Origin of the sequence: Lujinxingia vulgaris (genome assembly GCF_007997005.1) — a bacterium.
Classification (GTDB): domain Bacteria; phylum Myxococcota_A; class Bradymonadia; order Bradymonadales; family Bradymonadaceae; genus Lujinxingia.
The window spans coordinates 1-7,947 of sequence record NZ_VOSL01000109.1 but is presented as its reverse complement, the minus strand read 5'-3'; the positions used below and the strand labels follow the sequence as shown (position 1 = coordinate 7,947).

Genomic DNA, 7,947 nt, shown 5'->3' with positions numbered 1-7,947 from the left:
GGCGCGGTGCCAGGCCACCCGGGCCAACCCGCGCGTGGCGTTGTCGCGCATCGACGCCAGCTCGGGCAGGGTGGCGACCTCGTCGCGCACGCGGTTGAAGGCCCAGCGGGCCGCCTCAAAGTCACCGCGCTGCCAGGCCACATGCCCCAGGCCCAGCCAGCAGCCGGCCAGCGCGCTGAGCGCTTCTGCCGGTGGCGAGGCGCAGGTGCCCACCAGGCGCACCACGCGGCGGTAGCAGCCCTCCGCCTCGGGGAACTCGCCGAAGCCCTCGTAGAGATCGCCCAGGCGCATCAGGGTGTCGACGTAGTCGGTGCCGCTCCACCCCAGCTCCCGCGCGCGGGCATCGAGGCGCCCGAAGTTGGGGGGGTCGCCCTGCTCGGAGTCAACCTCCAGCAGCTCATCCATGATGGTGAGCGCGGCATCAAAGGCCACCGCCGCCTGGCGAAGCATCGCGGCGCGCGAGGCGGTTCGGCCGGCCCGAATGTACCAGGTCAGCGCGCGCTCCAGCTCCCGAGCGGCATGCCAGTGCGAGGCGATCTCGGCGGCGTGCGCCCCGGCCCGCTCCCCGTAGACCGTCTCGCGGGCCTCGGCGGCCAGCCTGTGCAAACGCCGCGCCCGAAACGCCCCGCCGATCTGCCGCAGGAAGTAGTCGCGCAGCAGCCCGTGACTAAACGCGTACCAGTCTTCGCGCCGCCCGTGGCTCTCAATGAGGATGCCCTCGCTGAGCAGGTGATCGAGATCTTCGTCGAAGTAGCGCAGGCGCTCGGCGTCGGCCTCCCGTTCGATCATCTCGCGCAGCACCTCGTAGGTGAAACGCGGCCCGGCGATCGCCGCGCGCTGCAGGAGCTCGCCGAGCTTGCCGTGGCGGTTGTAGCGCGCCTCGATCTGCTGAAGGCGAACCTCAAAAAGATCGCCCAGGCTCGGGGGGACCGCCTCGCGCACCGCATCGACATCGGCCGTGGCCCAGCGCTCGCCATCGGGGCGAATCAGCCCCTCGTCGCGCAGGTAGCGCAACAATAAGACGAGGTGCAGCGGGTTACCCCCGGAGCGCTCATAGATCAGGCGAGTGAGGGATTCATCGACGGGCAGCACCAGGCGAATGAGCTCATAGCCGCTGTCTTCATTGAGGCGGCCCAGGTTGATGCGCTCAACCGTCTCGCCCACGTAGCGGCTCAGCGCGGTGAGACGACGCTCCAGGGCGGGGTTCTCGCCAAGATCTTCGGAGCGGACCGTGGCCATGACCATCAGGGGGATGGCGCGGTGGCGAAGCTCCACGGCCAGAAAGTCCAAAAAGTCGCCCAGCTCGCGGCCCGCCCAGTGCACATCATCGAGGATGATCAGGCGCGGGCGGCGGCTGGCCACCCGCTCCAACACCCGCAGGATGGTGGCGAAGAGCGTGGTGGGCGCCACCGGGGCCTCCCGCACTGCGCTCTGGCTGCCGGCCGGGCGCATGAAGTCGGCCAGGATGCGCGCGTCGATGCCGTCGTCGTGGCCCCACTGCGTGAGCCAGGCGTCGACGCGGGTCTGCACCTCGGCGCGCGACTGCCCGCGGGTGCCAAAGACGCTGTCCAGCACCTCCTGCAGGCCGCGAAGCCCCTCGGTACCACCGCGGGTAAACGCTCCGATATGGCCATGAAGTTGGCCCTGCTCCTCAACCTGCTCCTTAAGCCACATCGTCAGGCGCGTCTTGCCCACCCCCGCCTCGCCCTCCAGAAGCACGATGCGGCCGCGCTGCTCATTGCGCACCGAGTGGGCGATCTCCTGGAGGTGCTGCCGCTCGCGGGGGCGCCCCACAAAGGGGATCTGCTGGAGGCCGGCGACCCCGGCGTTGAGGGCCTGGAGGTCGGCCTGGCGCCGGGCCGCCAGCGAGTCGCGTCCTGCGGTCCCGTCGGCCGGCTCAGAAGTCGGGGCGACCGAGTTGAGGCGGCGCCGGCCCACGATGCTCTCCTCGACGGTGGGCTGACGCTCGGGCCGGGCAGGCTTCTCGGGCCGGGGCAGCGGCGCGGGCACATGATGAATGCGCGCATCGCTGGCGAGCTCGGCCTGCAGCGCCTTGAGCTGCACGCGCATCTCACCGGCCGAGGGCCAGCGCCGCGCCGGCGACTTCGCCAGCGCGCGCGACACAAAGGCCTCCAGCGCCACCGGCAGATGCAGGCCCTGCCGCGCGATCATCGGGGGCACAGGCTCATGCACATGCATCGCCATCACCGCCAGGCCCTTCTCCTCCCCGAAGGGCGGCTTGCCGCAGATGAGCTCCCAGAGGATCAGCCCCACGTTATAGAGGTCGGTGCGCGGGGTGAGCGAGCGCTCCCCGCTGGCCTGCTCCGGGCTCATGTAGCGCGGCGTACCCACAACTTCGCCGTGGGCGGTCTCGCGTGGGTCGGCGTCGGTGAGCACCGTGGCGATGCCGAAGTCCACCAGCTTCAAGGTCCCCAACGTGTCGGGGATCGAGGCGTTGACCACCATCAGGTTGGAAGGCTTTAAGTCGCGGTGAATCACCCCGCGGGCGTGGGCGTGGGCAAGCCCGGCCAGAAGTTGGTCGGCCAGCTCGAGGATCAGCGTCAGCGAGAGCCCCTGCCGGATCAGATCGGTGACGACCAGCCCCTCCAGAAGTTCCATCGCGATGAACATCCGCCCGTCGGCGTCGACGCCGTGATCGTGCACCGCGGCCACATTCGGGTGCATCAGGCGGCTGGCCGCGCGGGCCTCACGCGAGAAGCGCCGGCGAAGATGCGGCAGCGTGGCCACCTCCGGCTTCAGCAACTTCAGCGCGACCGGGCGGCGTCCCACCAGGTCCTGGGCGCGCCAGATCGTGCCGACGCCCCCCTCACTGAGCAGGGCGTCGAGGCGGTAGCGCCCATCGACGATCGGCGGAGCGGTCGAATGTTGCGGATCGTCGGGATACATGGCGGCTACTGTCCTGAAATGCACCGGGGGGGTTCTGGCGAGCGCCGTCTATCGCGAAGCGCGCCCGGGGTCAAACCCGATGATGCGCCCTCCTCCCGTCGCGCACCGATGTGACCAAATCGTCACGCTCGCCGGCGCCCGCGCGCGACGTCTGCCGCGGCACCGGAGCCTCAGTCCAACACGTTGAGTTTGGTCAGGTTAAGCCCCCCGGTGTAGGCGTAGGAGACGTAGTTATCGTAGCCGTAGACCACGAGCCCCATCGGCACGAGCGACTCCAGCGTGTAGGGCCCCGGCTCCAGCGGGATGTGCGCGCGCATGCGCGAGCCGTCGTCGATGAGCTCGGCGTCATAGTCCATCGGGTCGATCTCTTCGCCGTTGAGCGTGATCGTGAAGCCCGGTGCCATCGTCACCATCGCGTAGCTCTGAAAGTAGGTCGGCGGCGCGAGAAATGAGTAATCGGTGCGGTACTGCTCTTCGGGCGGCAGCAAAAAGAAGCTCGGGTCGCCGGCGCGGTCGTTCCAGTTGACCTGATCGAAGACGGTGTTCTGCCCGCTCAAAAACGCGCCGATGGCGATGGGCGCGCTCGCCAGCACCCGGAACATATGACGGGTGCCAAACTCACAGCTCTCGCCAGCGTTAAGCGTGAACGTGCCGCTCTCCGGATCGTCGGAGAAGGCCACGCAGCTCGGTACGGCCTCGCCACCGGGGGGCAGCGCCGAGGGCGGGTTGATGGCGATGCCGGTCTGAATGACCGTGTTGTTCTCGCTGGCCACAAACTTCCAGTAGGTGCCCTCGCGGGAGCCCGAGGGAGGCTCGGGGTTACGAAGTTTGAGTGGCGAGGCGATGAAGATGGTGCCCCAGGTCTCCAGCGGGAAGAGCTGGGACTCGAGATGATCACAGGCGGAGCGGTCAAAAGGCACGTTGGTGCAGCTGTGCCCGCTGAACACCGAGACGGGTTTGGAGGCGGTGATGCGCGCGCCGCTGATGTCTTCGACCGGCTGAATGCCACGACTCCCCAGGTTAAAGACCTCAAAGGGTTGCAGCCGGAAGGTGATGCGCCCGGCGGCGTCGGGCCCGTTGATGCGCGAGAGGTCGAAGGGGGCGAAGATCAGATCGTCGAAGGTCTTGTCGGTGTCTGAGGGCGCGCGCAGCTGCACGGTCACGTCGGTATCTTCATCCAGCGCGACCACGCTCAAGGTGGCCGGCCGGGGCACAGGAAGGCGTGCGGTGGAGTTGCCGGCCCACACCGTTTGCCCGAGGTACATGTAATTCTCGGTGAGCGCGCCGCGGGGCAGCAGCAGGCTGGCGTCGTTGGTGTAGTTGTAATTGCAGCAGAAAGGATTGAACTGGTAGGCGACCACCGGCTCTGTGGAGACGACGCGATAGGCAAAAGGCGTAATCGACGTGCTGCGCCGCGGGATGGTGCGGTTGGGCAGGAGCACCGTCATGGTGCTGTTGGGCGGAAGCTCCACCTGATCGATCGCTCCGCTTAAGGGTTGGCCGACGCGCTGCCCGTCGGCGCCGACCACCTCGGAATAAACGGTGACAATCTCCTCTCCGGGAAACATCCGTGAGGGCATCACTTCGCGCGAGGTCACAAACTCCGCGTAGGTATCCGGTGCGGCCCACACCGAGATGCGCGCGGTGATGTTGGGGTCGGTGTTGGCGAGCACCACCGCAAAGGGCGCGCGCACTTCCTCCGGCTCGGTGATGGTGCCCGTCTCGGACTGATAGAGCTCGGAGTTCTCCAGCTCCACCGCCCAGTATTCGCAGCCTATATAGCTGCTGGACTGCTCGGCCAGACCGCAGCGGTCCAGGCACACGCCCTGCTGGCAGCGGGTGCCCTCCGCGCAGCGCTCGGCGTCTTCAAACGCATAGTCCTCACCGTCGGGGCGACAGACCTGGGGTTGCGACTCCGAGGCGCAACGGCGCGTATTGGGCCGACACGTCACCTCCACACACGCGCCCTCCCGACACACCGAGGTCCCCGCGCATTCGATCAGAAGCGTGCCGTCGCCCTCCTCATTGCACACCTCCCGCGAGGCGCTGTCCGGACCGGGGCACCCGAACACCTCGCCGGGGTTGCACGTCAGCGGCGCGTCGGGCAGCACATCGCCCACATCGCCGGGCTCCTCCACCGGATCGACCTGATCGTCGCAGCCCACCAGGAGAAGACCGCAGAGCAGCAGGGAAGCAAGGGAGGCAAAACGAGCTGGAAAGAGCATGGGAGCGGTCCGGGTGGCGAGGCGTTGGCGAGCGTGGTCCAAAAACGAGGATACCCTAACGCAAGTTCGCCCGCAGATCATGCGCGCCTGCGCGTGCCGCGGCCCCGCGTCAGCCCTGGGGCGCCCAGGGCGTCACGCCCTCGGGCGCCGCGCCGCAGGGGTGCAACCCCACCTGATGCCAGACGCGGAAGGCGTGGAAGTTCTCATCGATGGTCAGCAACACCCGGTCACGAAGCGCGGGCATATTATCCCAGGCCCCTTCCGGCGCGGGGAGCTCCTCGCCACGCAGCTCTTTGAGCCGGCGGTCGGCCATCTCCTCTAAGATGCGGAACTCATTGTCCATAAAGCCGAACCAGTCGTTGAGCTGGCGGCGAGAGACGCGCTCGCGCAGCACGGCGTCTTCAACCCGCTCGGAGACCTCGCGATGGCGCGAGCGAAAGGCGGCGGCGGTCTCACGCACCTGGTCGACCTCGGACTCCTCATCGCCGAGCACGTTCTCTTCGATGAAGATCTCGCGTTCTTCGTAGTCCGCGGCGAGCTGTGTGACGTCGTCAATAATGCCCCGGCAGACCGGGTCGTTGGTCACCGCCAGCACCTCCTGCTCGCCAGCCTCCACCTGGAGGTTGGGGCGAAAGAGGGTGTCGGTGTTGGTCGCCATCCACCAGGCCACAAAGCCCAGCGCGCTGGCGATGATCAGGGTGAGCACGGCGGTGCGCAGCAGGCGGCGATGCTCCTCGGCGCGCAGCTCGTCGAGCGCGGCGTCCACATCGACGTCTTCGACGGACTCAACCTGCGACTTCTCATCCTGATCCATAACCTCTCCTGCCGGGTTCACGCCCTGACGGGGCGCGAGGGGAACAGCCACCCTCGGGTGCATCTTCCATCGGATGCAGAGCGGCCCGGCGGAATCTTAGACCAGGTCGCCCTGGTTGTCAGTCCGCCTCAGGCGTGCTATCCGAGCGAGCTTTAAGGCCCGGTTTTCCACGGCGCTCTTGCACTCCGCTGATCTCTGAATAAGTGCCCCAGGGCTCGGGTTGTACCCCCGAAAGACGCGCGGGGTCGCCGGTCGATGCAGCCCATCACCGGTCCCGGCCACCCAACCTCGTAACCGACAGGAAGCCCCTTGAACACGACGATTTTCCTTCAACGTCACCTTGATGCCACCGACGAGGAGATCCCTCGCCTCATCGAAATGGCGACCGCTGCGCTCTCCAGCAGCACGGATTATCCCGGCGGCTCCGGCAACGAGGAACGCCTCTGGCGCTACCTTCAGTACCCCTACTACCTGGGGCTTTTTGCCCAGCGCGTGGTCGCCGCCGAGGGCATCTCGCCACACGTCAAAGAGAAGCTCGGTCACGCCGTGCTGCAGATCAACATGCACCTGGAGCAGGGCCAGGAGCCCGGCCCGGGGCTCTTTCAGCTGACCTCCTGGCTGGCGCAGGCCGGCCTGCTCAGCCATGACGATTACCTGGGGCTGCGTAAGGGGCTGATCTGGCTTCCGCGCCTGACCGACAACTACGTCGAAGACGCCGAGCTCATTATGCCGGCCTGCGACGGGATCTTCCGCGATCCGCAGATCCGCCGCGAGCAGATGATCGAGCTGGTGCTGATGATCCTCACCGCCAAAGAGGCCATCGGCGACCAGGGCCGGGTGATCTTTGATCACCTGATGCAGCTCACCGCGCTCAACAAGAGCCTCAAGCGCGAGGTCTGCCAGATCGTGGTGGAGCACGCCATCCCCTTCCCCCGTGGCGAGTACCAGCACCCGATTGAGACGAGCGCCGCGGAGCAAGACCGCCTGAGCATTCGCTTTTTGCCCGGCGGCGTGCGTCGCCTCTCGGTGGTGTGGCTGGCGCGCCTGGGCAAAGACTCCATGGAGCTGCTCAAGCGCCTGCTCAAGCCCAACACCGTGCGGGGCCACGGCGGCGATCAGGTCGCCAGCGGCGCGCTAGATCTGCTCGATGAGCAGTGGCAGGACATCCCCGAAGAGACGCGCCTGGGGCTTTTGCGCAAAGCGGCCGATCTTCCCGACACCGCCGTGCGCAAGCGCGCTTATATTCTCGGTGAGAAGTACCTCGGGCTGGACTTCCTCCGTCAGGCGCTCGACGACAAGGCCAAGAGCCTGCGCGAGTGGGCCGAGGAGCGCCTGGAGCGCCGCGAGCGCGGCGAGCTGGCCACCGAAGAAGACCTGGCCGCCGAGCTGATGGAAGAGCTTGAGGAAGACGACGAATAAGCGCGTCGTTCCTCGTCTTTCTGGCTTTTTCTGAGCGTCGGGAGCGTGATGCCAACCTGGAAGGTGCGCGCCGACCGGCGCAAAGTAGATCTCGATCATCTGCGCGAAGAGCTCGACGCCCTTGGCGAGAGTGTGCGCGGGCTTAAGGTCGAACTGCGAGCCAGCCCGCATTTCTGGGACGCCCCCGACAAGGGGGCGTTTCGCGACTTCGTGGAGGTGGGATCGATGACCCACGACACGCTGGGCGCGCTTGAGATTGTGGCTGAAGAGCTCATCGCCCTCTTTGGCTGGACCATCGACTTTGCGCGAGAGGTCGACGATGCGAGCTGAACTCGAAGAGTACCAACCCCTCACCCCTCAACTTCAACACCGCGATGGCGAGACCTGGGTGGCCTTTATGGGCGACGCGCTCGCTGCGCCTGGCGAGGCCGTCGCGTTGAAGCACCCGGACCATACCACCGCCTACGCGGTGGTGGTGGCGCATCCGGGCGCGCGCCGCGCCCGGCTCTGGGCGCCGCAGTGGCCCGCGTGGTGCGCACCGGGCGTGAGCGTGGAGGCCACGGGCAAACGCGCCGCCCTGGG

At 67.3% G+C, this 7,947-nt stretch carries 6 protein-coding genes; 3 read left to right on the top strand and 3 right to left on the bottom strand.

Translation table 11 applies throughout. From position 1 onward, the window contains the following. From FRC96_RS16405 to FRC96_RS16395, 3 genes are all read right to left on the bottom strand, one after another. The coding region (locus FRC96_RS16405) for a serine/threonine-protein kinase (RefSeq protein WP_146976010.1) at window positions 1–2,907 on the bottom strand (2,907 nt) is incomplete at its 3' end. 170 nt (window positions 2,908–3,077) lie between these two features. After that, window positions 3,078–5,132: an IgGFc-binding protein gene (locus tag FRC96_RS16400; protein ID WP_146976008.1), complete on the bottom strand. Its 2,055-nt coding sequence runs from the start codon at window positions 5,130–5,132 to the stop codon at window positions 3,078–3,080. A gap of 109 nt (window positions 5,133–5,241) precedes the next feature. Beyond that, window positions 5,242–5,946, bottom strand: coding sequence for a hypothetical protein (locus FRC96_RS16395; RefSeq protein ID WP_146976006.1), 705 nt, complete (start codon window positions 5,944–5,946; stop codon window positions 5,242–5,244). 309 nt (window positions 5,947–6,255) lie between these two features. Here FRC96_RS16395 and FRC96_RS16390 point away from each other — a divergent pair, with 309 nt between their 5' ends. The 3 genes from FRC96_RS16390 to FRC96_RS16380 form a co-directional block, all read left to right on the top strand. Next, window positions 6,256–7,365 carry a hypothetical protein gene (locus tag FRC96_RS16390; protein WP_146976005.1) on the top strand — a complete coding sequence of 370 codons (1,110 nt, stop codon included), beginning with the start codon at window positions 6,256–6,258 and terminating at the stop codon, window positions 7,363–7,365. A gap of 48 nt (window positions 7,366–7,413) precedes the next feature. Then, complete coding sequence (locus FRC96_RS16385) at window positions 7,414–7,695, top strand: hypothetical protein (RefSeq protein WP_146976003.1); 282 nt, start codon at window positions 7,414–7,416, stop codon at window positions 7,693–7,695. Next, window positions 7,685–7,947, top strand: a 263-nt coding sequence (locus FRC96_RS16380; protein ID WP_146976002.1) for a hypothetical protein, incomplete at its 3' end; no start/stop codon positions are given. The genes FRC96_RS16385 and FRC96_RS16380, both read left to right, overlap by 11 nt.